The organism is Plantibacter sp. VKM Ac-2876 (assembly GCF_015350715.1).
GTDB classification, from domain to species: Bacteria; Actinomycetota; Actinomycetes; order Actinomycetales; family Microbacteriaceae; genus Plantibacter; species Plantibacter auratus.
The window spans coordinates 519,183-538,452 of record NZ_JADKSI010000003.1; the positions used below are offsets into that span (position 1 = coordinate 519,183).

Genomic DNA, 19,270 nt, shown 5'->3' on the forward strand with positions numbered 1-19,270 from the left:
CAGCGCAGGTGTATGAAGATCTGATCGAGGCTCGCCTCTCCCCAGCTCCGTGCGCTTGCGCCGGAGCTTTTTTCATGCCCGAACCCTTCGCCGGCCCGGCGGTTGGTGTGTGCGGCCTCCGCTGCATGCATTCAAGATTCGAAAAGGAGTGGCCATGGCGAACAAGGAAGCCTCGGTTGCCGAACTCACGGAGAAGTTCCAGAGCTCGACTGCCGTTCTGCTGACCGAGTACCGCGGCCTCACTGTTGCTCAGCTCAAGAACCTGCGCAAGAGCATCAGTGCGGACGCAACCTACGCCGTGGTGAAGAACACGCTGACCAAGATCGCGGCGAACAACGCCGGCATCTCGTCGTTCGACGACGAGCTCGCCGGTCCGTCCGCGATCGCATTCGTGCACGGTGACCCAGTCGCCGTCGCGAAGGCTCTTCGTGACTTCGCCAAGGCAAACCCTCTCCTCGTGGTCAAGGGCGGTTACTTCGACGGTAACCCGCTGACCGCTGACGAGGTGCGCAAGCTCGCCGACCTCGAGTCCCGTGAAGTGCTGCTGGCAAAGCTTGCTGGCGCCGTCAAGGCCTCGCTGTTCGGAGCTGCCTACCTCTTCAACGCACCGCTCTCGAAGGCCGTTCGCACGGTCGAGGCGCTGCGCGAGAAGCAGGAGTCCGCGGCCGAGTAATTCGGTTCCGCGCACAATCAACCCCGTACCTGTCCGCCGCGTGATGCGGTTGCAGGGCATGAAACAAGGAGAACAATCATGGCAAAGCTGTCAAACGAAGAACTGATCAACGCGTTCAAGGAGCTCACGCTCATCGAGCTCAGCGAGTTCGTCAAGCTGTTCGAGGAGACCTTCGAGGTCACCGCTGCTGCTCCCGTCGCCGTCGCCGGCCCGGCTGCTGCTGGCGCTGCTGTTGAAGAGGTCGAAGAGAAGACCGACTTCGACGTCATCCTCGAGGCTGCTGGCGACAAGAAGATCCAGGTCATCAAGACGGTCCGCGAGCTCACCTCGCTCGGCCTCGGCGAGGCCAAGGCTCTCGTCGACGGCGCTCCGGCTGCCGTCCTCGAAGGCGCCAACAAGGAAGCCGCTGACAAGGCGAAGGAAGCCCTCGAGGCTGCCGGCGCCACCGTCACGCTCAAGTAGTCGGTCCCCTGCGGGGGACAACCACTGGGCTGGCGACCGACTCCGGTCGGTCGCCGCTGACGATCGCGGATCTTCCTGACACGAGTGCTGCACGCACTCGGCAGAGACATCCGTGATCGGAGGGCATCGCCCCCGATTCGTTCGGGAGCGGTGCCCTCCGTCAGTTAACCGGAGGGACTGCGATTCGTCGCGTCACTCCACACGGACGCGGATGCTCTGCACCCGTCGACGACGTTCGTCGACGGTTCACGCAGGTATCCGCGTCGTCGTCCAGCTCCGTGTGAGCGTGGGCTGTCGGTGCGGTGCCCGAATCGGGAGAACCCACCACCATGAACACCCACGCACGCTGGCGTGCAACCATCACCTGGATCCGAGCCCAGCTCGCATCCGCTTTCACCGAGTCGGAACGGGCGAGCGACGCCCACCCGCCCGATCCACGGGTCAGCCACTCCTTCACCACCTGGATGCGCTGACCGGTTCGCAATTCAGGTCCGCCTGGGCGAGTCCCGCCCTGCGGGAGGCTCCCGGTGCCGACGCGCCGGGAGCCTCCTGAATGGTGATCACCGGACTGAATGTGCAAGTGCATAGCTTGGCTATGTATACTGGATGGATCATGACCGAGAACCGTACGCATTCACCCCTGCACACCATCCTCGGCGACCTCATCACGGCATCGCACCGGCTCACCCGCCTTGCCGCCCAGGCCACCGGATCCTCCGAATCGCCCGCCGTCTGGCGCACGCTCTCCGTGCTCACCACGGTCGGCCCCGTCCGGGTCGGCGAACTGGCCCGCCAGAGCCGGGTGTCCCAACCCACGATGACGAAGCTCGTACAGAGCCTCGACGAGCGCGACTGGATCAAGCGGATCGCCGACGTCGACGACCACCGCGCGTGGCTCATCGCCATCGCCCCGAAGGGGACGGCCGCTCTCCTCGCCTGGCGCGACGAGCTCACCGACGCCCTGGAGCCGGCCTTCACCGACCTCGAGGACGACGACCTCGCCGCGATCGCCAGGACCGTCGAGATCATCCAGGCTCGCGTGGCCGTCGAGGTCGCGTCGGAGCTGACGGCATGAGCGCCGACACCAGCGCACGCACGTCCTCCGTGCCCACGCCCACGGCGTCGAGCCATGGCCACGGCGCCGGCCACAGTGCCGGCCTCGGCGGCATCCTGCACCAGCCGAAGGCCGTCTGGGCGGTCGCCTTCGCGAGCGTCATCGCCTTCATGGGCATCGGCCTCGTCGACCCGATCCTGCCCGCGATCGCCGAAGACCTCCAGGCGACGCCCACCCAGGCCGAGATGCTCTTCACGAGCTACCTGCTCGTCACCGGTGTGGCCATGCTGTTCACGAGCTGGCTCTCGAGCCGGATCGGTGCCAAGCGCACGCTCCTCATCGGTCTCGCACTCGTCGTCCTGTTCGCGCTCCTCGCGGGCCTGTCCGACTCCGTCGGAGCCGTCATCGGCTTCCGGGCCGGCTGGGGCCTCGGCAACGCGCTCTTCATCTCGACGGCACTCGCCACCATCGTCGGAGCCGCAGCGGGCGGCCGCGCCAACGCGATCATCCTGTACGAGGCGGCACTCGGGCTCGGCATCGCGATCGGTCCGCTCCTGGGTGGTCTCCTCGGCGGCATCGGCTGGAAGTGGCCGTTCTTCGGCACCGCGACGCTCATGGCCGTCGGGTTCATCGCGATCGTGACCCTGCTGAAGACCGAGGGGCCGAAGCCCGCGCCGCTCAAGCTGTCCGCGCCGTTCAAAGCGCTGGCGATCCCGTCGCTGGGCATCCTCGCGGCAGCCGCCCTGTTCTACAACATCGGCTTCTTCACCCTGCTCGCCTACTCGCCGTTCCCGCTCGGCCTCGATGCGATGGGTCTCGGGTTCACCTTCTTCGGGTGGGGTGTCGCGCTGGCGATCACGAGCGTGTTCGTCGCACCGCTGCTCACGGCTCGGATGCGTCGCACCTCCGTGATCAAGCTGGTCCTGCCGTTGCTGGCGCTGGACCTCGTCGCGGCCGGACTCCTCGTGCAGTCCACCACCGGCCTCATCGTCTGCATCGTCGTCGGCGGACTCCTGCTCGGCGTCATGAACACGGTGCTGACCGAGTCGGTCATGGAGGCGACGGACCTGCCGAGCAACGTCGCATCCTCGGCGTACTCGTCCGTACGGTTCCTCGGTGGGGCGATCGCGCCGCCGGCCGCCGCGGAGATCGCGAAGCTCCTCTCGCCCGCCGCGCCCTACTACGTGGCCGCAGGCTCGCTCATCGTCGCGGTCCTCATCGTGGTCCTCGGACGCAAGCACCTCGCCCGGGTCGACGGCCCGGTGGAGAGCGAGCTCGACGAGGCCATCGCGATCACCGCAGCCGACGCGAGCTGATCCGACCGGTCACCGCGCCCCGTTGACGCGAGCGCGACCCTCCAGGGGTCCGCGCTCACGTCGGTGGGGCGCGCTCGCGTCAGCGCACCGCGCTGGGGAGCGCAGCCGGGGCGTCTACTCGGCGGATTCGGGGCGCGTCGTGGTCTGTCGGATCACCAGACGGGTCGGCCAGTGGACCTCCGACACCGTGGTGCCCGAGCCGCCCGAATCCGGGGCCTGAGCACGCTGCTCCTCTTCGAGGTCCTGGAGGAGGATCTCGACGGCGTGACGCCCCTGCGCGCGAGGCTCCTGCTCGAAGGTGGTGAGCGCGAACATCTCCGCGTAGGAGTGCCCGTCGATCCCGATGACCGACAGCTCCGCCGGAACGGTGATCCCGAGTCGTCGTGCGGCGATGATGATGCCGATCGCCACCTCGTCCGTCGAGGCGAACACCGCCGTCGGGCGGATCCTCGCGTCCCGCAGCAGCTGCGCCGCGGCCTCGTAGCCACCTGGCAACGAGTGGACGGCGGGCAGGACGTGCACGGCCGAGGTGAGCCCTGCATCGTCCATCGCCGCGAGATAGCCGGCCAGGCGCCTGCCGTGCACGGTGTCCGTCTGCAGTTCGGCGTCGTGACCGGTGATGTGGGCGATGCGCGTGTGCCCGAGTGTCATGAGGTGTTCCGTCGCCTCGCGCCCGAGCGCCTGGTCGTCGATGTTGATGGAGTGGGCCCCGCGGATGTTGCCGCCGATCGACACCAGTGGACGGGGGTTGGCGAGCAGGCGCGCGATCTCGTCCTGCGAGGCCTCGATCCCGATCGAGATCATGCCGTCGAAGCGCTTGTTCGTGAGGTAGGCGTCGAAGATCCGATCGCGTTCCGGGGAGTCGGGCGGCAGATGGTGGAGCGTCAGATCGTAGCCCCGCGCACGGAGAGCACCCTCCGCCCCTTCCAGGACCTCGCCGAAGTACCAGCGGTTGAGGAACGAGGTCAGGACGCCGATGGCGAGCGTGCGTCCGGTGGACAGGCTCGCGGCGATGGGTGAGGCGACGTACCCGATCGTGGCCGCGGCCTGCACGACCCGCTCCCGGGTCTCGGCCGACACGTATCCGCGCCCGGTGAGCGCTCGCGAGGCCGTCGCTTTCGAGACGCCGGCGAGGGCCGCGACATCACTGATGGCACCACTCATGCCGACTCCCTCCGTTGGGTAGCACCACCATAGCGAATCTGGAACAGACCTGGAACTGTCGACTGGAACTGATCCATAACATCTGGAACACGAATGGTCCGCCCGGCCGCGTGATTTCGGTGGGAGCGCTCTCACTGTCTATTTCGTTATGTTCTCGTGCTTGCATCCTGTCGCCGGGTGAAGTACTTTGACGCATGGAAACGGTTCCGCATCCGGACCGATTCCGCACCAGTGCATCATCGGAACGGCTCGACCCTGGAGACGTTCGAACCTGCAGCACTCAATGAGGAGGACACAGATGAGTTTCATTCGGACCCGCCGGACGGCCCTGCCGCTGGCCGTCCTGGCCGTCGCGGGCGTCGCGCTCACCGCTTGTTCAGGCGGATCGGGCAGCAGCGGCGGTGGCGACGACGACAAGACCGTCACCATCTACGGGACGATCGCCGACACCGAGGCGAAGCTGCTCGAGGAGAGCTGGGCCGACTTCGAGAAGGACAGCGGCATCACGATCAAGTACGAGTCCTCCAAGGAGTTCGAGTCGCAGATCGGTATCCGCGCCCAGGGCGGTAACCCGCCCGACCTCGCGATCTTCCCGCAGCCCGGCCTGCTGGCCGACCTCGCCAAGCGCGACTACCTGAAGCCCGCGCCCGACAGCGTCAAGGCGAACATCGAGAAGTACTGGTCGACGGACTGGGCCGCGTACGGCACCGTCAACGACACCGTCTACGGCGCGCCGCTCATGGCGAGCGTCAAGGGCCTCGTCTGGTACCAGCCGGCCAAGTTCAAGGAGTGGGGCGTCGAGGTCCCGAAGACCTGGGACGAGCTGCTCACGCTGACCAAGACCATCCAGGAGAAGACGGGTTCCGCACCCTGGTGCGCCGGCTTCGGCTCCGGCGACGCCTCGGGCTGGCCCGGCACCGACTGGATCGAAGACCTCGTCCTGCGCCAGCAGGGCCCGGACGTCTACGACGACTGGGTCGCCAACAAGGTCAAGTTCACCGACCCGAAGATCAAGGAAGCGTTCGACTCGGTCGGCGAGATCCTCAAGAACCCGGAGTACGTGAACGCGAGCTTCGGCGACGTGTCCTCGATCAACTCGACCGAGTTCGGTGACGTCGCTCCGGCGCTCGCCTCCGGCGCCTGCGCACTGCACCACCAGGCATCGTTCTTCTCCGGCTTCCTCGAGGACGCCGGCGCGACCGTCGCTCCCGACGGTGACGTGTGGGCCTTCGTGACCCCCGGCATCAAGGAGGGCGAGACCGCTGTCACCGGTGGTGGCGAGATCGTCGGCGCGTTCAGCGACGACGAGAGCACCGTCAAGGTCCAGGAGTACCTCTCCAGCCCTGAGTGGGCGAACAAGCGGGTCAAGCTCGGCGGCGTCATCTCCGCCAACAACGGCCTCGACCCGGCGAACGCCTCGACCCCGATCCTCAGCCAGGCGATCGAGATCCTGCAGGACGAGAAGACCACGTTCCGCTTCGACGCCTCCGACCTGATGCCCGGTGCCGTCGGCGCCGGAACCTTCTGGAAGGGCCTCGTGAACTGGATCAACGGCGACGAGACCGACCAGGTCCTCAAGGACATCGAAGCCGGCTGGCCCTCCAGCGAGTAATCGATATCCGGAACTGCTGCTCATGAGCGGACGCGCCGGTGGGTGATCACCCTCCGGCGCTTCCGCCTCAGCAGTGGAACCCCCTAGGGTTCACTCAGGGTCCAACGCCGTACTCGAAAGGCCAGCTATGTCAGGTTTCCTCAACTGGTTGGGCGGACTGCCACCGCTCGCCCAGATCCCGATCGTCGTCATCGCCTTCGGTGCGGTGGTGGCCCTCCTCCTCTTCTTCGTGGACATCGCGCCACGCAAGGGCACCCTCTACACGGTCATCCGTCTGGCGTTCTGCGTCCTGGTGCCCGTCGTCGTCGTCCTCTTCTTCGGCTCGTTCCTGTGGGCCGCGGCCGTCGCAGCCGTCCTGGGTGGCGTGCTCTTCCTCCTCGACTACCGGTCCAAGAAGGGCGTCGGGTACCTCGTCCAGCTCGTCGGCTTCCTCGCACCGGCGTTCCTGCTGCTGCTGATCGGCCTGATCCTGCCGTCGATCAACACGACGATCGCCGCGTTCATGTCGGCGTCCGGTAAGAACTTCGTCGGGCTGAACAACTTCATCTGGCTGTTCACGCAGCCGAGCGCGATCCGCACCGTGATCAACACGATCATCTGGGTGCTCCTCGTCCCGGCGCTGTCGACGGCCTTCGGTCTCGCCTACGCGGTGTTCATCGACAAGTCCCGCGGCGAGAAGTACTTCAAGATCCTCGTCTTCATGCCGATGGCGATCTCCTTCGTCGGCGCATCCATCATCTGGCGCTTCATCTACGCCTACCGTGAGGCCGGCGCGACCCAGATCGGTCTGCTCAACCAGATCGTCGTGTGGTTCGGCGGCACCCCGGTGCAGTGGCTGCAGAACGAGCCGTGGAACACGCTGTTCCTCATCGTCGTGCTCATCTGGGTGCAGACCGGGTTCGCGATGGTCGTCCTGTCCGCCGCGATCAAGGGTGTTCCGACCGAGCAGATCGAGGCCGCCGAGCTCGACGGCACGAACGGCTGGCAGCGCTTCACCAACGTCATTGTCCCCGGCATCCGCTCCTCGCTGGTCGTCGTCGTCACGACGATCTCCATCGCGTCGCTGAAGGTCTTCGACATCGTCCGCACCATGACCGCCGGTAACAACGGCACCTCGGTCATCGCGAACGAGATGTACACCCAGTTCAAGAACTTCGAGAACGGCCGGAGTGCGGCGTTCGCCGTGATCCTGTTCATCCTCGTGCTGCCGATCGTCATCTACAACGCACGGCAGATCAAGAAGCAGAGGGAGATCCGATGAGTGCTGTGCAGCCGATCGAACTACCGATCGACGAGTCCACGAAGGACCAGCTCGCGAAGGGTGAACGCGGCATCGAGGCTGCGAGCCGACGGACGAAGAAGCGGCTCACGAGTCGTGGCGCGACCATCGCTGCCGTCGTCATCGCGGTGCTGTGGACGATCCCGACCTTCGGTCTCTTCGTCTCCTCGTTCCGGCCTGAGCAGCAGGTGAAGACCACCGGTTGGTGGACGATCTTCTCCGACTTCCAGGTCACCATCGACAACTACGTGCAGGTGCTGCAGGCCGGCAACTCGACGCTGAACCTGGCGGGTTCGTGGGTCAACTCGATCGCCATCGCGGTCCCGGCGACCCTGATCCCGCTGGTGGTGGCGAGCCTCGCGGCGTACGCGTTCGCGTGGATCGACTTCCGCGGCAAGAACTTCCTGTTCATCCTCGTGTTCGCGCTGCAGGTGGTGCCGATCCAGATGGCGCTCGTCCCGCTGCTGTCGACGTTCTCCCGTGGCCTGAACATCTTCGGTCTGCAGGTCGGCGAGGGACTGGACGCGAGCGGCACCTTCGCCCAGGTGTGGATCGCCCACACCATGTTCGCGCTGCCGCTGGCGATCTTCCTGCTGCACAACTTCGTCGCGGAGATCCCCGGCGAGGTCATCGAGGCGGCACGCGTGGATGGCGCGGGTCACGGCCAGATCTTCTTCCGGATCGTGCTGCCGCTGACCATGCCCGCCATCGCGTCGTTCGCGATCTTCCAGTTCCTGTGGGTGTGGAACGACCTGCTGGTCGCGCTCATCTTCGCTGACGGCGAGGTCGCACCGATCACGAAGCTGCTGGCGGAGATCACCGGTACGCGTGGCAACGAGTGGCACCTGCTCACGGCCGGCGCGTTCATCTCGATCCTCGTCCCGCTCGTCGTGTTCTTCGCATTGCAGCGGTACTTCGTCCGCGGGCTCCTGGCCGGTTCGACGAAGGGCTGACCCGCCGCGCGGTTCGATCCTCCGATCGACAGCGTCGTCGGTGCGCGAACGCCCCGGGAGCTCACGCTCCCGGGGCGTCCGTGCGTCTGCCGGTCGTTCGTTCTCCTGGTCCCGATGGTCCTTTCTCAGGAGAGTTGCGGTGCGTCGTGTCGGCGTGCGCCCGGCGCGCCGGGGGAGTCCTGAGAAAGGGACGAAGCTGAATTCTGGCCGACGAGTGACCGGGATGGTCCTTTCTCAGGAGAGTTGCGGTGCGTCGTGTCCGAGTACACCCGGCGCGCCGGGCGAGTCCTGAGAAAGGGACCGAGTTCAGGCTGGCAGGTGCGAGGGTGATCGGATCCGCTCAGCGGGGCCTTGGACGGCCCTGCGCGAGCGCTGCGTGGACCGCTCCGATGACTGCGTACCAGTCGTCCATCACCATGCGATATGTGAAGCGGAGAGAGCGATAGCCGAGGATCGCCAACTGGGCGTCGCGCCAGCGATCCTGTTCATGGGCGTCCGGGGTGTCGTGGAACGCACGTCCATCCCACTCCACCACCAACCAATCGTCGATCAGCTCGTCGACGCGTCCGACGCCCGGGATCTCGACCTGATGTCGACCGACGATCCCAGCGCGTTCGAGCCGGATGCGACCGATGCTCTCGAGGAAACTCTCGCATCCCGGCTCCAGCCGAGGGAGTCTGCGCCTGCGCGCGTGCGGGAGTTCGTCCAGCCACGCGCGGAGCGCCCATCCGCGGTGGGGTTCTCGGTGCAGGACGGAGTCCAAGATCGCGCCGGCGACGTCAGGGTGCTGGCAGGTGACGATCTGACGAACGGCCGACTCACGGCTCACCACGAGGAGCGGCGCGATCGAACCGCCCCGAGGGACCACCGGTTGATCGTCGTCCCAGTGCAGGACCGCGTCGTCCCGATCCTGCGCGGGCGGATGGCACCGGCGGTCGCCCGCATCTCGGAGGCGCCCCGCGTTCGACGGGACAGCAACGTGTATGCGCCGGTCTTCCGGTGTGGCCCAGCCGAACCAGGCGGCCGCCGAGATGCACGCGAGTCTCCCGCCGACCCGAACGGCTTGGACGATCTCCGGGGGTGCACCGGGGTCCGCGTACCAGCCTCGTTTCACCCTGATCAGCTCGGCCATCTCGACCGCGAGTCGGAGCGACCGTTTGGAATGGCCGCGAGCCCGAAGCTGATGGACCGTGGCGATACCGTACGCCGGGCGTAAGACGTAGGTTCCTCCTGTCATCGATCGATCGTCCACCCGGTGTCGCCGGACCGCCGAGCCACGCTGCTCATCTGGGGATGATCCGCCCCGCAGTGGACCTGGGGAGCGGACTCGCGGCGGTGACCCTTTCTCAGGAGACTTACGGCGGGTCGGAGAGCGGGCGAGGCGACGCGCCGGCGGACTCCTGAGAAAGGTCACGGAGCGGGAAGCATACGGGGACGGGGAGAGGGGCGGGGAGGACGGTGGGCGGGGATAGGGTGGCGGGATGAGCATGCACGGCGGACGGGGCGGGCCACGCGGCGGTGCACCCGGGGGCGGAGGACCCCGCGCGGGCAGCCGTGTCAGCGGCGGCGACATGGCGGCGCAGAAGGCGCTCAACGCCGAGGCGCCCAGGATCCCGAACCTCGGCAAGCGCATCGTCGCACTGTTCGTGCCGTTCCGCGCCAAGATCATCCTCACGATGGTGCTCGTCGTCATCGGCGCCGCCCTCGCGGTGCTCCCACCCCTGCTGGTCAAGCAGGCGTTCGACGTCGGCCTGTTCCCGACCGACGGCGGCAGCCCGAATCTCGTCGCCCTCGCGGAGATCGTGGGCGTGATGGTGGCGCTCTTCATCATCGCCGCCCTGCTCGGCGTCTGGCAGACCTACCTCACGGCGACCGTCGGCAACAGCGTCATGGGTGCCCTGCGCATCAAGCTGTTCTCGCAACTGCAGGCGATGGAACTGAGCTTCTTCACCCGCACGAAGACGGGCATCATCCAGTCGCGCCTCCAGAACGACGTCGGTGGCGTCGCGAACGTCCTCACCAACACGGTGTCGAGCGTGCTCGGCAACACCGTGACGGTGATCTCCGCGCTCGTCGCCATGCTCATCCTCAACTGGCAGCTGACGATCGTGGCCCTCATCCTCATGCCGATCCTCGTGATCGCGCAGCGCCGCGTCGGTCAGGTCCGAGCACGGATCGCGACGAAGACGCAGGAGTCGCTGTCGGAGATGACCGCGATCACCCAGGAGGCCCTGAGCGTCTCCGGCGTGCTCCTCGCGAAGAGCTTCAACCGCCAGGACACCGAGGTCGAACGCTACAGTGCCGAGAACCGCACCCAGATCCGCCTCCAGGTCAGCCAGGCGATGAGCGGTCAGTGGTTCTTCGCGATGGTGAACATCTTCCTGTCGTCCATCCCCGCGATCGTGTACCTCGTCGCCGGCTGGCTCATCACCGGCGGCGCGGCGGACGTCACCGCCGGCTCGATCGTCGCCTTCACCACCATCCAGGCCCGCCTGCTGTTCCCGCTCATGGGCGTCATGCGCGTCGCCCTCGACCTGCAGACCTCCGGCGCCCTCTTCGCGCGGATCTTCGAGTACCTCGACCTCAAGCCCGCGATCGCCGACCGCCCCGGCGCCGCACCGCTCCCGAGCGTCGCACCGCAGATCCGCTTCGACGACGTCACCTTCCGCTACGCCGACGCCCAGGACGACTCGACCCCCACCCTCGACGGCGTCTCCTTCACGATCGAACCCGGACAGTTCGCCGCGTTCGTCGGACCCTCGGGAGCGGGCAAGACGACCATCTCCTACCTCATCCCGCGCTTCCAGGAGGTCTCGGGCGGCCGGGTCATGGTGGCGGGCGCCGACGTCCGCGACGTCACGCAGGAGTCCCTCGTCTCCCGCATCGGCATCGTCAGCCAGGAGACCTACCTCTTCCACGCGACGATCGCGGAGAACCTCCGCTACGCCAAACCCGACGCGACCCTCGACGAGCTCGAGACCGCCTGTCGTGCGGCGAACATCCACGAGACGATCGCTCGCTTCGAGGACGGCTACGACACGCTCGTCGGAGAACGCGGCTACCGCTTGTCCGGCGGCGAGAAGCAACGCATCGCCATCGCGCGCGTGCTGCTGAAGGACCCGGAGGTGCTCATCCTCGACGAGGCGACGAGCGCCCTCGACACGATCTCCGAACGGGTCGTCCAGGTCGCCCTCGATGACGCGACCCGCGGACGCACGACGGTGTCGATCGCGCACCGCCTGTCGACCATCGTGCACGCCGACGTCATCTTCGTGCTCGATCGCGGGCGCATCGTGGAGCGCGGCACCCACCAGGAGCTGCTCGCCGCCGGCGGCGTGTACGCGACCCTCTACGCCCAGCAGGCCGTCACCGTCTGAGCGGGAGGTCGCGTCGCATCGCGTCGGGCATGTCGACGATGCGCTGCCGTGAGCGGGCCGCGCCGGGGCCGGGCCGGCGCCGGGCCGTGCGCCGGCGCTGTCCGGCCAGCGAAGAACCGCGGTCCAGCCCATTGTGCGCGCGTGGCACGGGTGGCTAGAGTGAGCGCCATCGTGACCCCCGAAGGAGGGGGTGCCCGCGCACCGCCGGATCGAGTAGGGGACTCGTCGATGACCGCAGCTGTGGACGCACCATCCGGATCATCGCCAGACGGCCCCGCGCCGACAGTCCAGTCAGGCCCGCCCATCCCACCGGCACCCTCCTCGGCCGCCAGATCCCGCAGGCTCGGCCGCGGACGGTTCGGCCGCCCCGGCTTCAGCATCCAGTCGAAGCTGCTCGTCATGCTGCTGCTCGTCAGTGTGGGCGCGTCGATCGTCACGGGGATCGTCGGCTACCTGTCCGGCAGCGACTCGTTGCGCCAGGCGTCGTTCGAGCGGCTGACCGAGGTCCGGGAGTCGCGCGCCCGCGAGATCACCAACTACTACGACCAGACGCGCGACTCGCTCGTCGTCTACACCCGTGGCACCACGGTGGTCGACGCGATGAACGGCTTCCACGACGCCTTCCACGAGTTGGAGGAGCAGCCGGTGGACCCGGCGCGCGCGTCGGCGGTGACGTCGTTCTACGAGGACACCTTCGCGCCGGAGCTCGCGGAACGCACGGGAGACGAGGCGGACCCGGCTGCGTTCATCCCGACGAACCCGGCCGAGACCTACCTGCAGTCGGCGTACACGCCGGACGACCTCGACTACGACACCGCGATCACCGTCGACGACGCCGGCGACGGGAGCGCCTGGTCGTCCGTACACGCGCAGTACCACGACTACTTCCGCGAGATCATCGACCGCTTCGGCTACGAGGACGCCCTGCTCATCGACGACGAGGGCGACGTCGTCTACAGCGCCTACAAGGGCCCGGACCTCGGCACGAACGTCCTCACCGGTCCCTACAAGGGCGGGGTGCTCGAGGACGGCTTCACCGCGGCACTCCGGTCGAACGCGATCGACTACGTGGGCATCACCGACTTCGAGCGCTACCAGCCGTCGCTCAACGTCCCGACCCAGTGGATCTTCTCACCGGTCGGCGAGAACGGTCGGATCGACGGGGTGATGGCGCTGCAGGTCCCGATCGGGGCGATCAACGACATCATGACGGGCTCCGGCCAGTGGGAGCAGGACGGCCTGGGGGAGACCGGAGAGACGTACCTCGCCGGTCCCGATCAGCTCATGCGATCGACCTCCCGCCTGTTGATCGAGGATCCGAAGGCGTACGAGCGGGCCGCGGTCGCAGCAGGCACACCGCCGGAGACCGCCGCGCGCGCCGTGGCCGTCGCGGGGACGATCCAGATCCAGCCGACCCGCACCGTCTCGGTGGAGCGGGCGCTCGCGGGCGAGACCGGCACGGCCATCGGGCGCGGCTACCTCGGTCAGGAGAACCTCACGGCGTACACGCCGCTCGACATCGACGGGCTTCAGTGGGTGCTCGTCGCACGGATCGACGCGTCTGAGGCCTTCGCGCCCGTGACCGATTTCACCCGCAACCTCGTCATCTCCGTGCTCGCGATCGTCGTCGTGGTGTCGTTGCTCTCCCTGCTCCTGGCGCAGGTGTTCGCCCGGCCGGTGCGGGCGCTCGTCGGTGCGGTGCGGCGGGTGGCCGGTGGCGACTACAGCGTCGAGGTGCCGAACACCCGACGCGACGAGTTCGGCGACCTGGGCACGGCCTTCAACGACATGAGCCGCAGCCTGAGGCTCAAGCAGGAGCTCATCGAGGAGCAGCGAGCGGAGAACGAGAAGCTGCTGCTCACCCTCATGCCGGCGTCGGTCGCCAAGCGTTACAAGGACGGTGAGGAGACGATCTCCGAGGTCCACCAGGACGTGTCCGTCATCTTCGCCGACCTCGTCGGGTTCGACGACCTCACCCGTGGCCTCGATCCGGAGCGGGAGCTGTCGATGCTCAACGCGCTGGTCCGCAGCTTCGACGAGGCGGCCGAACGGCTCGGGATCGAGCAGGTGCGGACGCTGCGGGAAGGGTATCTCGCGAGCTGCGGGCTGATCGTCCCACGTGTCGACAACGTGCGTCGGACCCTCGACTTCGCGCTCGAGATGCGCACGATCGTCGAACGCTTCAATGCGCAGCACCAGGCGAACCTCACCCTGCGGGTCGGCGTGGACGCCGGTGTCGTGACGAGCGGCCTCGTCGGGCGGACGAGCCTCGCCTACGACATGTGGGGTGACGCGGTGAGCCTCGCCAACCAGGTGCAGTCGGTCTCCGGCACGGCCGGCATCTTCGTGAGTCAACGGGTCCGTGACCGCATGCAGGACACCGTCGCCTTCGAGGCCGCCGGCACCGTGGAGACGCGCGGCGGTCCGCAGGCCGTCTGGCAGGTCGTCTCGGGGCCGAAGTCATGACGCAGGTGTGGCAGGAGGCGTGGTTCCCCTGGGCCGTGGCGCTGGCCGTCGGCGTCCCCGTGCTGCTCATCGTCCTGACCGAGGTGCTCGGTGCGCTCAACCGCCGGAAGCACGCGGCGGTGAAACCGATCCGTCTGCTGCGCAACTACGTGGTGCCGGTCGGCGCGGTGTTCGCGCTCCTGGTGTTCGCCACGGCGAGGGCGGACGACAGCACCTGGGTGCGGATCGTCGGCACCCTCCTCGGGTTCCTCGTGATCCTGCTCATCCTCTCCGCCTTCAACGTCGCCCTGTTCGCGAACGCTGAGGAGGGGTCGTGGCGCGAACGGATCCCGTCGATCTTCGTCGACCTCGCCCGGCTGGCGCTCATCCTCATCAGCCTGGCGATCCTGTTCTCCTGGGTGTGGGGAGCCGACATCGGCGGGCTCGTCACCGCGCTCGGCGTGACGTCGATCGTGATCGGCCTCGCCCTGCAGAACGCGGTCGGCGGGGTCATCTCCGGACTGCTGCTGCTGTTCGAGCAGCCGTTCCGGCTCGGTGACTGGCTCGACACCGGAAGCGTCCGCGGTCGCGTGGTCGAGGTGAACTGGCGGGCGGTCCACCTCGACACCGGCAACGGCATCCAGATCGTGCCGAACTCGTCACTCGCCGGGGCGTCGTTCACGAACCTCAGTCAACCGGTCGGTGCCTACACCGCGAGCGTCGAGGTGACCTTCTCGACCGACGACCCGCCGGACGACGTGCTCCGGCTGCTCCGCGAGGTCGGATCGGGCCTCCCGATGCTCGAGCCGGGGGACGTGGTTTCCGCGTCCTACCTCGGTGCCGCGCGGTTCTCCGTCACGCTGCCCGTGTCCGGGCCCTCCACCGCCGACGCCGCCGTCGCCCTGTTCCGCGCCTGGCTCTGGTACGCCTCGCGGCGCCGCGGTCTCGCGCTCGACGGCGACGGCTCCGACCCGATCGCGACGCCGGAGCGCTTGCGGAGTGCCATCGCCGCACTGGCACCGACCCTCCATGCGCGGGAGGAGGACTACGACGAGCTCGCCCGGACGTGCACACTCGAGCGGTACGGGCCGGGGGAGACCATCCAGCAGGCGGGCACGATCCCCGGTGCGATGCGGTTCCTCGTCGAGGGCGGTGTCCATCTCGCCGTGCCGACGACGGACGGGCTCATCACCTTCCAACGACTCGGCGTCGGCGACTTCATCGGCCAGACGGCGCTGACGAGGGAGGTCGCCATGGCCGCCGCGATCGCCGACGGCACGACCCTGGTCCTGCGGATGCCGCTGTCCACCATCGACCAGCTCGTGCGGAGCAAACCCCGCCTGGCCCAGGAGATCGGCGCCTCCATCGACAACAAGCATCGCCAGGCGCAGGCGGCGCTCGCCGAGGCGGGGATCGTCCGCGGTACGATCGGCCGGTAGCCAGCAGCCGTCCCCAGCCGAACGAGGAATCGATGCCGAACCCCGATGGACCGTCCGGGTCGCGGCCGTCTCCCGCCGGTGAGTCCGTGACGGAGCGGATCCGCACGGCGATCTACGACGGGACGCTCGCCTCGGGCGAGCTGCTCATCGAGGCGGAACTCCGGGAATGGCTCGACGCTCCGAGCGAGGAAATCGCCGCGGCTCTCCGGGAACTTGAGCGCGTCGGACTGGTCGAGACGGCACCGCAGCGGCACACCCGTGTCGCGCAGCCACGGGCCGAGGACCGGACAGCCGTGCTCCAGACGCTCGGTGCGCTCGTGAGCGGGGTCGTCCGGGTCACCGTCCCGACCTTGACCGCGGGGCAACGGGCCGAGCTCCTCGCCTTCGTCGAGCACACCATGACGACGGTGGCGGCGGAGGACGCGGATGCGCACGGCCGCTGCGTCTGGGGGCTCGTGGACCGGTTCCTGAAGCATTGCGAGAACCCGGTCCTCGTCTCCGCGACGAAGGACGTGATCGGCGCACTGATCTACCGTGTCTCGGCCACGCGCTCCGCGGCGACGGTCGACTGGTCGGATCTGCGCGTCGGGTACCCGCACCTCCGATCCGCCCTCGCCGCCGGTGACGCCGTCGGGGCGGAACTCGCGATCGAGCACATCTTCCGGCTCCAGGTCCCGCTCCACGACCTGGAGGTCCACTGAGCGACGGCGACATGCTGACCTCGGGGCTGTCGCCGGTGGGACGCGGGGCAATAGTCTGCTGATGGCGCGGTGGTCGCCAGACGACCGCGTCCACGTCGTCACCTCGAGCGAGAAGAGTCCAGATGTCCTCCCCGGAAGTCCCACCCTCCGTCGAACCGACGACCGCGTCGCAGCTGCTCGCCGAGGTCGCGGGTACCTTCCTGCTCGTCTTCGGTCTCGTCGGGACGGCGACCTTCTCCGCCTTCTTCGGCGAGGAGACGTCGAACCCCCTGGGCGTCGGGTTCCTCGGGGTGGCGATCGCCCTCGGGCTCTCGGTGACCATCGCCGCCTACGCGTTCGGCCCCATCTCGGGCGGCCACTTCAACCCGGCGGTGACGCTCGGGCTGGCCGCCGCCGGTCGGTTCCCCTGGCGCGCGACGTGGACGTTCATCCTCGCGCAGCTCGTCGGAGCGTTCCTCGGTGCGCTCGCGGTGTTCGGCCTCGCGGCCGGCGGTCCGGCGGGCTTCCTCGACAAGGCCGTCGCGAGCGGCTTCGTCTCGAACGGGTTCGGTGAGCTCTCGCCCGGCGGATTCGGACTCGTCTCGGCGATCGTGATCGAGGTCGTCATCACCGCACTCTTCCTCTACGTCATCCTCGGCGTCACGCACACGCGGGCCGCCGCGGGCTTCGCACCGATCGCCATCGGCGGCGCCCTCACCCTGTTCCTGTTGATCGCGATCCCGATCGACAACGGCTCGATCAACCCGGCGCGCTCCATCGCGACCGCGATCTTCGGCGGGGGCGACTGGCTCGCGCAGGTCTGGGTGTTCATCGTGTTCCCGATCATCGGCGCCCTGATCGCCGGATTCAGCTACCGGATCCTGTTCGAGGGGACCCGCCCGGTGGGCTCCCGACCGGTCGCGAACCGCAGCTGAGTCGTCTGAGCGTCGCCCGCACCCCGTCCGCACCGGCTGGACGGGGTGCGTCGTTTCGGGGCGGCACCCCGCGAACGCGGGCAACCCGCATTGGGGGACGCGCTTTCCCTGGTCACCGAGCATGCTTGAGGTTCGAGCGCCGGAAGATTGGAGGGGCGATGACGATGACCGAACGCGACGCCCCCGCGACCGAGTGGGTGGGTCCGCTGCAGGACGGCGGCGGCATGCCCGATGCGCCGCTCCCACCGGACGTCGCCTGGGAGCTCCTCCGGGAGGCGCTCGTCGAGGACTTCATCGACGACCTCCCGCGTCCGGTCCGCACGGCGGAACTCGCCGCGCGGCTTCATGTGAGCCGAGCGTCCCTCATGACCAACATCCGTCGTGGCAATGTCGTCGCGAACCGTCGCGCCGGCCGCTGGGAGATCGACACCGTCGCGAGCCGCACCTATCTGCGGTCGGCCATCCTCAGCCTCGGTGAACGTCGACGCGCGTTGAGCGGTGTCGATGAGGACCGCTCCGCGACCGTGCAACTGACGCTCAGCGGGCGCGCGTCCGAAGTGCTCTCGGACCTCATGCAGGACACGCACCTGTCGGCTCCGGAACTCGTGGCCATCGCGCTCGACCGGTTCCGGAGCAATCCCGTCGACACCGACGTCGACGGCCACTGACCGACCCGGGGTGACGATCGGCGTTGCCCGTCGCAGACGCGAACGGCCGGGCCCCGTCGGGACCCGGCCGTCGCGCGTCTCGAGCCGGGGGACTACTCGTTGCCGACGGCCTTGTCCGCCGCGTCGCGGGCGCCGTCGATCTGCTCGTCGAACTTGCCGCCGGTGACCTTCTTGGCCGCGTCGGCCACACTGCCGAGGAGCTTGTCGCTGATGTCCTCGGCCTGTTCGCTCTTCAGTGCGTCCTTGACCTTGTTGTCCTTCAGGAATTCCTGAGCCTTCTTGGTGATGTCGTCGAGTGCCATTCGTCGCTCCTGTTCATCGGGCCCGTTCGGGCGTCGGGATCATTCTTCGCCGTCGGCCGTGGTTCTGGCTAGCCCCTTGTCGGAGGCCGCGGGTCGCCCGGGCGGTCGACGGGAGGCGTCAGCCGGCGAGGTCGACCGGTCCGCCCCGGTCGTCGAGCATGCCGGTCATGAGTTCGATCTCCGCCTGCTGGCTCGCGATCACCGCGCGCGTGAAGGCCAGCGCGGTCGCGTTCGTCGTCCGCGGCTGCAGCGCCTCGGCCATCTCGACCGCGCCCCGGTGGTGAGCGATCATCAGGGTGAGGAACACCCGCTCCGCCTGGAGGCCGGACGCCGCCGTCAGTTGGTCGATCTGGGCGGGTGTGGCGAGGCCCGGCATCGGATCGCCCGGGGTGTGCGTGGATCCCGGCGTCGCGGAGTCGCCGCCGTGTGTGTGGCCGCTCGCGCCCGTGAGCGTGGGGAGCGTCATCCAGGTCATGTCCGGCTGCCGCGAACCCTGCGGCAGGTTCCACTGGACGAGCCAGTCGTACAGCTGGCCGGACTGCTGCGCCTGGGTCGTCGCGATGTCGTACGCGAGGGTGCGCACGTCGACCGCGTCCGTGCGGTCGCGGATGATCATGGCGAGCTCCACGCCCTGGTTGTGGTGCACCTGCATGTCGCGCGAGAAGCCCGCCTCGGCACTCGTCGTGGTCGGTGTCGGGTCGGCGAGGGTGCTGAGCCGGCCGACCGAGAAACCGATCACCGCGGCGACCATGATCGCGACGACGGCCATCGCGGCGATGACGACGCGGGTCCGGCTGGAGCCGTCGGGGGAGCCTTGCGCCTCCCAGGCGGCGAGCTCCTCGTCGGTCACGCCGTCGTCGGCCGGTTCACCGGTCGCCGGGGCGTCGGGTGTGCTCGCCGGGGTCACCGGA

At 68.2% G+C, this 19,270-nt stretch carries 18 protein-coding genes; 14 read left to right on the forward strand and 4 right to left on the reverse strand.

Features of this window, described 5'->3' with window-relative positions:
* The first annotated feature begins 154 nt into the window (after nt 1–154).
* The 5 genes from rplJ (at nt 155) to ITJ62_RS15045 (ending at nt 3,505) form a co-directional block, all read left to right on the forward strand.
* Nucleotides 155–673, forward strand: coding sequence for a 50S ribosomal protein L10 (gene rplJ / locus ITJ62_RS15025; RefSeq protein WP_137243886.1), 519 nt, complete (start codon nt 155–157; stop codon nt 671–673).
* A gap of 78 nt (nt 674–751) precedes the next feature.
* Nucleotides 752–1,135 carry a 50S ribosomal protein L7/L12 gene (gene rplL / locus ITJ62_RS15030; RefSeq protein ID WP_056014124.1) on the forward strand — a complete coding sequence of 128 codons (384 nt, stop codon included), beginning with the start codon at nt 752–754 and terminating at the stop codon, nt 1,133–1,135.
* A 329-nt stretch (nt 1,136–1,464) separates the two neighbouring features.
* On the forward strand, nt 1,465–1,608 hold the full coding sequence (locus ITJ62_RS15035) for a hypothetical protein (RefSeq protein ID WP_194603739.1): 144 nt from the start codon (nt 1,465–1,467) through the stop codon (nt 1,606–1,608).
* 140 nt (nt 1,609–1,748) lie between these two features.
* The gene (locus ITJ62_RS15040) at nt 1,749–2,210 is read left to right on the forward strand and encodes a MarR family winged helix-turn-helix transcriptional regulator (RefSeq protein WP_064294532.1); all 462 of its coding nucleotides are present in this window, start codon (nt 1,749–1,751) and stop codon (nt 2,208–2,210) included.
* Nucleotides 2,207–3,505, forward strand: coding sequence for an MFS transporter (locus ITJ62_RS15045; protein WP_191941752.1), 1,299 nt, complete (start codon nt 2,207–2,209; stop codon nt 3,503–3,505). Before ITJ62_RS15040 ends, ITJ62_RS15045 begins: the two co-directional genes overlap by 4 nt.
* A 114-nt stretch (nt 3,506–3,619) precedes the next feature.
* Here the strand turns inward: ITJ62_RS15045 and ITJ62_RS15050 are convergent, their stop codons facing one another.
* The gene (locus ITJ62_RS15050) at nt 3,620–4,669 is read right to left on the reverse strand and encodes a LacI family DNA-binding transcriptional regulator (RefSeq protein ID WP_194603742.1); all 1,050 of its coding nucleotides are present in this window, start codon (nt 4,667–4,669) and stop codon (nt 3,620–3,622) included.
* A 298-nt stretch (nt 4,670–4,967) separates the two neighbouring features.
* Between ITJ62_RS15050 and ITJ62_RS15055 the strand changes: the two genes are divergently transcribed.
* The 3 genes from ITJ62_RS15055 (at nt 4,968) to ITJ62_RS15065 (ending at nt 8,513) form a co-directional block, all read left to right on the forward strand.
* Nucleotides 4,968–6,281 (forward strand): ABC transporter substrate-binding protein, encoded by a 1,314-nt coding sequence (locus ITJ62_RS15055; RefSeq protein ID WP_137243883.1) that lies wholly within the window; start codon nt 4,968–4,970, stop codon nt 6,279–6,281.
* 127 nt (nt 6,282–6,408) lie between these two features.
* Nucleotides 6,409–7,542 carry a carbohydrate ABC transporter permease gene (locus ITJ62_RS15060; protein WP_137243882.1) on the forward strand — a complete coding sequence of 378 codons (1,134 nt, stop codon included), beginning with the start codon at nt 6,409–6,411 and terminating at the stop codon, nt 7,540–7,542.
* A complete protein-coding gene (locus ITJ62_RS15065) occupies nt 7,539–8,513 on the forward strand; it encodes a carbohydrate ABC transporter permease (protein ID WP_079706730.1) in 975 nt (324 codons plus the stop codon). The genes ITJ62_RS15060 and ITJ62_RS15065 overlap by 4 nt, the downstream gene beginning before the upstream one ends.
* Nucleotides 8,514–8,853: 340 nt before the next feature.
* Here ITJ62_RS15065 and ITJ62_RS19370 read toward each other — a convergent pair whose 3' ends face one another.
* Nucleotides 8,854–10,086 (reverse strand): DUF559 domain-containing protein, encoded by a 1,233-nt coding sequence (locus tag ITJ62_RS19370; RefSeq protein ID WP_370581945.1) that lies wholly within the window; start codon nt 10,084–10,086, stop codon nt 8,854–8,856.
* Here ITJ62_RS19370 and ITJ62_RS15075 point away from each other — a divergent pair.
* The 6 genes from ITJ62_RS15075 (at nt 10,001) to ITJ62_RS15100 (ending at nt 18,057) form a co-directional block, all read left to right on the forward strand.
* Nucleotides 10,001–11,890, forward strand: coding sequence for an ABC transporter ATP-binding protein (locus ITJ62_RS15075; protein WP_194604487.1), 1,890 nt, complete (start codon nt 10,001–10,003; stop codon nt 11,888–11,890). The two genes, ITJ62_RS19370 and ITJ62_RS15075, sit on opposite strands and share 86 nt — an antisense overlap.
* A 228-nt stretch (nt 11,891–12,118) precedes the next feature.
* Nucleotides 12,119–14,356, forward strand: coding sequence for an adenylate/guanylate cyclase domain-containing protein (locus ITJ62_RS15080; protein ID WP_228498520.1), 2,238 nt, complete (start codon nt 12,119–12,121; stop codon nt 14,354–14,356).
* Nucleotides 14,353–15,774 (forward strand): mechanosensitive ion channel domain-containing protein, encoded by a 1,422-nt coding sequence (locus ITJ62_RS15085; protein WP_194603748.1) that lies wholly within the window; start codon nt 14,353–14,355, stop codon nt 15,772–15,774. Before ITJ62_RS15080 ends, ITJ62_RS15085 begins: the two co-directional genes overlap by 4 nt.
* Before the next feature lie 32 nt (nt 15,775–15,806).
* On the forward strand, nt 15,807–16,475 hold the full coding sequence (locus ITJ62_RS15090; protein WP_194603750.1) for a GntR family transcriptional regulator: 669 nt from the start codon (nt 15,807–15,809) through the stop codon (nt 16,473–16,475).
* Nucleotides 16,476–16,597: 122 nt separating this feature from the next.
* Nucleotides 16,598–17,389, forward strand: a complete 792-nt coding sequence (locus ITJ62_RS15095; RefSeq protein WP_138945144.1) for an aquaporin — start codon at nt 16,598–16,600, stop codon at nt 17,387–17,389.
* A gap of 164 nt (nt 17,390–17,553) precedes the next feature.
* Nucleotides 17,554–18,057: a hypothetical protein gene (locus ITJ62_RS15100; protein ID WP_194603753.1), complete on the forward strand. Its 504-nt coding sequence runs from the start codon at nt 17,554–17,556 to the stop codon at nt 18,055–18,057.
* A 92-nt stretch (nt 18,058–18,149) separates the two neighbouring features.
* Here the strand turns inward: ITJ62_RS15100 and ITJ62_RS15105 are convergent, their stop codons facing one another.
* Both ITJ62_RS15105 and ITJ62_RS15110 read right to left on the reverse strand, forming a co-directional pair.
* The gene (locus ITJ62_RS15105; protein WP_079706736.1) at nt 18,150–18,359 is read right to left on the reverse strand and encodes an antitoxin; all 210 of its coding nucleotides are present in this window, start codon (nt 18,357–18,359) and stop codon (nt 18,150–18,152) included.
* Between the two features lie 118 nt (nt 18,360–18,477).
* Nucleotides 18,478–19,266 (reverse strand): DUF305 domain-containing protein, encoded by a 789-nt coding sequence (locus ITJ62_RS15110; protein WP_194603756.1) that lies wholly within the window; start codon nt 19,264–19,266, stop codon nt 18,478–18,480.
* Nucleotides 19,267–19,270: the final 4 nt, after the last annotated feature.

What these genes read in the sequence shown, in the direction of transcription:
- rplJ (WP_137243886.1), top strand. Translation starts at nt 155, where the DNA reads ATGGCGAACAAGGAAGCCTCGGTTGCCGAACTCACGGAGAAGTTCCAG.
- rplL (WP_056014124.1), top strand. Translation starts at nt 752, where the DNA reads ATGGCAAAGCTGTCAAACGAAGAACTGATCAACGCGTTCAAGGAGCTC.
- ITJ62_RS15035 (WP_194603739.1), top strand. Translation starts at nt 1,465, where the DNA reads ATGAACACCCACGCACGCTGGCGTGCAACCATCACCTGGATCCGAGCC.
- ITJ62_RS15040 (WP_064294532.1), top strand. Translation starts at nt 1,749, where the DNA reads ATGACCGAGAACCGTACGCATTCACCCCTGCACACCATCCTCGGCGAC.
- ITJ62_RS15045 (WP_191941752.1), top strand. Translation starts at nt 2,207, where the DNA reads ATGAGCGCCGACACCAGCGCACGCACGTCCTCCGTGCCCACGCCCACG.
- ITJ62_RS15050 (WP_194603742.1), bottom strand. Translation starts at nt 4,669, where the DNA reads ATGAGTGGTGCCATCAGTGATGTCGCGGCCCTCGCCGGCGTCTCGAAA.
- ITJ62_RS15055 (WP_137243883.1), top strand. Translation starts at nt 4,968, where the DNA reads ATGAGTTTCATTCGGACCCGCCGGACGGCCCTGCCGCTGGCCGTCCTG.
- ITJ62_RS15060 (WP_137243882.1), top strand. Translation starts at nt 6,409, where the DNA reads ATGTCAGGTTTCCTCAACTGGTTGGGCGGACTGCCACCGCTCGCCCAG.
- ITJ62_RS15065 (WP_079706730.1), top strand. Translation starts at nt 7,539, where the DNA reads ATGAGTGCTGTGCAGCCGATCGAACTACCGATCGACGAGTCCACGAAG.
- ITJ62_RS15075 (WP_194604487.1), top strand. Translation starts at nt 10,001, where the DNA reads ATGCACGGCGGACGGGGCGGGCCACGCGGCGGTGCACCCGGGGGCGGA.
- ITJ62_RS19370 (WP_370581945.1), bottom strand. Translation starts at nt 10,086, where the DNA reads ATGTCGCCGCCGCTGACACGGCTGCCCGCGCGGGGTCCTCCGCCCCCG.
- ITJ62_RS15080 (WP_228498520.1), top strand. Translation starts at nt 12,119, where the DNA reads ATGACCGCAGCTGTGGACGCACCATCCGGATCATCGCCAGACGGCCCC.
- ITJ62_RS15085 (WP_194603748.1), top strand. Translation starts at nt 14,353, where the DNA reads ATGACGCAGGTGTGGCAGGAGGCGTGGTTCCCCTGGGCCGTGGCGCTG.
- ITJ62_RS15090 (WP_194603750.1), top strand. Translation starts at nt 15,807, where the DNA reads ATGCCGAACCCCGATGGACCGTCCGGGTCGCGGCCGTCTCCCGCCGGT.
- ITJ62_RS15095 (WP_138945144.1), top strand. Translation starts at nt 16,598, where the DNA reads ATGTCCTCCCCGGAAGTCCCACCCTCCGTCGAACCGACGACCGCGTCG.
- ITJ62_RS15100 (WP_194603753.1), top strand. Translation starts at nt 17,554, where the DNA reads ATGACCGAACGCGACGCCCCCGCGACCGAGTGGGTGGGTCCGCTGCAG.
- ITJ62_RS15105 (WP_079706736.1), bottom strand. Translation starts at nt 18,359, where the DNA reads ATGGCACTCGACGACATCACCAAGAAGGCTCAGGAATTCCTGAAGGAC.